Genomic DNA, 2,783 nt, shown 5'->3' on the forward strand with positions numbered 1-2,783 from the left:
ACCTGGCAAAGGGATAATTTATCAGCGTTTGGGTGTTGTTCACAGGACTGGACGTGTCCCACCACTACACCGGACACACCTTCTGCAACAGGTGTCACACTTTCCACTTCAATTCCTGTTTTCGTGATGATTTCAGCTAACTCTTCGGTTGAATAGCTGCTGATATCGATTAATTCTTGCAACCAATTGGATGATACAAGCATTGTTTTTCTCCTCCTTTACGCTTTGTGATATTGTTCTAAGAATCGGATGTCATTGGTATAGAAATTTCTAATATCATCCACACCATATTTCAACATTGCAATTCGCTCAGGTCCCATTCCAAATGCGAAACCGGAATATTCTTTTGGATCATATCCTGCCATTTCCAATACATTTGGATGAACCATACCCGCTCCTAATATCTCAATCCAGCCAGTTCCTTTACAGACAGAACAACCTTTTCCTTCACATACTTTACACGAAATATCCATCTCAACAGACGGTTCCGTAAATGGGAAGAAACTTGGGCGGAGTCTTATATCCCGTTCTGCTCCAAACATTTGTTTCGCAAAGGCGTTTAAGACCCCTTTCAAATCACTCATACGCACATGTTTATCGACCAAAAGTCCCTCTAACTGAGTAAACTGGTGAGAGTGAGTCGCATCGTCTGTATCCCTGCGGTAAACCTTACCTGGACAAATCATCTTCACTGGTTCATTTCCATTTTTCTGACCCATTGTACGTGCTTGCACTGGTGAAGTATGAGTACGAAGAAGCAATTCTTCCGTGATATAAAAAGAGTCCTGCATATCTCGAGCCGGATGTCCTTTAGGTAAGTTCAATGCTTCAAAGTTATAATAATCGGTTTCCACTTCAGGACCTTCTTTTATTTCAAAGCCCATTCCGATAAATAGATCTTCAATCTCTTCCACAATACTTGTAAGCAAATGAGGACCGCCAACACGTACAGGTCGTCCTGGAAGAGTCACGTCAATGCTCTCTGCTTCTAATTGTTTTTCGAGTTCTTGATCTTCCAGCCGAGTCTGTTTCGTATCAATTGCAGCGGCAATACTTTCTCTTACTTCATTAGCCAGCTGACCGATTACAGGCCTCTCTTCTTTGGATAATTTCCCCATGCCGCGAAGCACCTCTGTAATAGGTCCTTTTTTTCCTAAGTATTCTACCCGAACATCTTTCAAACTTTGTACGTTTTCGGATTTGCTAACTTTTTCTAGAGCTTCCTGCTTCAACTCTTCTAAACGCTCTTTCATCGAATATATCCTCCTTTAGTGAAAAATAAAAAAGTCCCGTCCCCAAAAAAGGGACGAGACTTGTCATGGTCGTTTCGCGGTACCACCCTTGTTGACACCTGTAGTGCCCACCTCAGATTGAATAACGGAATGAATTCCGGACCACTTGGATAGTGATCAGCTCCAGAGTGAAATTTCAGTAGTTGTCACGATAGAAGCACTTCCAGTCTAAGGTGCTTCCTCCCTGAGATCGATTCCCAATTACATACTTGCCTCTTTCTACGCTTTTTTTATATAACTGCTTACTTATTATAGAGAATGAAAAAGCAGGATGCAACCCTATCCCTTCATATGGTACATCAATACGGCTGCGGCTATCGAAACATTTAATGATTCTGCTTCCCCGTAGATAGGGATATAAACAAGCTCATTCGCTAAATCCACAAGGTCCTGGGAAATTCCCTGTCCCTCATTCCCCACAATTAAAGCTGCCTTTTCCTGCGGCTGCAGTTTTTGAAAAGGAGTAGAATTTTGAAGAGTGGAGGCCCATATGGATGCACCGCTGCTTTTCAATTCTTCTATATAATCCTCTAAATCACCCTTGAAGTGAGGAATATGGAAAATGGAGCCCTGAGTTGCGCGAATAACTTTATCATTATAAGGATCCACCGTCCCTGTTCCCAGGACAATATGATCAAATCCAGCTGCATCTGCCGTCCGGATTAATGTTCCTAAGTTGCCTGGGTCCTGAACAGCATCCACTAACAATGTCAGGGTCGCTGGCGAATATTCCCATTCTTTCAGCCCTACTACTGCCGCAATCCCTTGAGGTGTTTCTGTTTCTGAAATGGCTGAAAACACCTGTCTGCTTACGGTTGTACATTTTGTCTGCTCAGGTACTGAAAAGCTTGCGTCTTCACTGATAATAAATTCAATAACAGGCCAGTCGCTTTTCATCGCTTCTTCAACTAAGTGATAACCTTCGATAAGAAAACGCTGTTCTCTGTTGCGATATTTTCTTTTATGTAGTTTTTTCCACTCTTTAACCTGTGCATTTTGAATGGATGTAATCATTGTCTTCCCTCATTTGTTCGTCTATTTCTAACTAATCATACATAGGTTTCACCTGTTGGGTCAAACTAAGGGGGAAACTTTCATAAGAATAATTCAATATAAAGGAGGATTCCGTTAAAATGAATCTTAACTTAAGACAAGCCATTCTTTCCAATGTAACTGGGCATAACTCAGAGCAGCTGGAGGCAACAATTGATGATGCGATGCAAAAAGGCGAAGAAAAGATGCTCCCTGGCTTAGGCGTTTTCTTTGAGATGCTTTGGAAAGAGTCAGATGATCAGGAGAAACAAGAAATATTAAATACATTAGAGCAGAGCTTAAAAGAACCTACTGCTTAAATTATTGGCTGTATGATCGAGTAGGAGGAGGTGACTAACCTCCGTCCTCTCACACCACCGTACGTACGGTTCCGTATACGGCGGTTTCATAAAATTCAACGTTAATTCAATGATTTTAACCCTTTACGTTGCCAATAAT

The 2,783-nt window shown here is 41.6% G+C and carries 4 protein-coding genes; 1 reads left to right on the forward strand and 3 read right to left on the reverse strand.

Annotation, left to right across the window (positions count from 1 at the left end; translation table 11 throughout):
* From WAM07_RS06565 to WAM07_RS06575, 3 genes are all read right to left on the reverse strand, one after another.
* Positions 1–203 (reverse strand): hypothetical protein (locus WAM07_RS06565; protein WP_422165737.1); only part of this gene is annotated, 203 nt, incomplete at its 3' end.
* Between the two features lie 15 nt (positions 204–218).
* A complete protein-coding gene (pheS, locus tag WAM07_RS06570; protein ID WP_014643963.1) occupies positions 219–1,253 on the reverse strand; it encodes a phenylalanine--tRNA ligase subunit alpha in 1,035 nt (344 codons plus the stop codon).
* A 318-nt stretch (positions 1,254–1,571) separates the two neighbouring features.
* Positions 1,572–2,306 (reverse strand): TrmH family RNA methyltransferase, encoded by a 735-nt coding sequence (locus WAM07_RS06575; RefSeq protein WP_422165738.1) that lies wholly within the window; start codon positions 2,304–2,306, stop codon positions 1,572–1,574.
* Between the two features lie 119 nt (positions 2,307–2,425).
* Between WAM07_RS06575 and sspI the strand changes: the two genes are divergently transcribed.
* Complete coding sequence (gene sspI, locus WAM07_RS06580) at positions 2,426–2,644, forward strand: small acid-soluble spore protein SspI (protein ID WP_014643965.1); 219 nt, start codon at positions 2,426–2,428, stop codon at positions 2,642–2,644.
* Positions 2,645–2,783 lie beyond the last annotated feature (139 nt).

It is taken from the genome of Halobacillus sp., assembly GCF_049282395.1.
Classification (GTDB): domain Bacteria; phylum Bacillota; class Bacilli; order Bacillales; family Halobacillaceae; genus Halobacillus.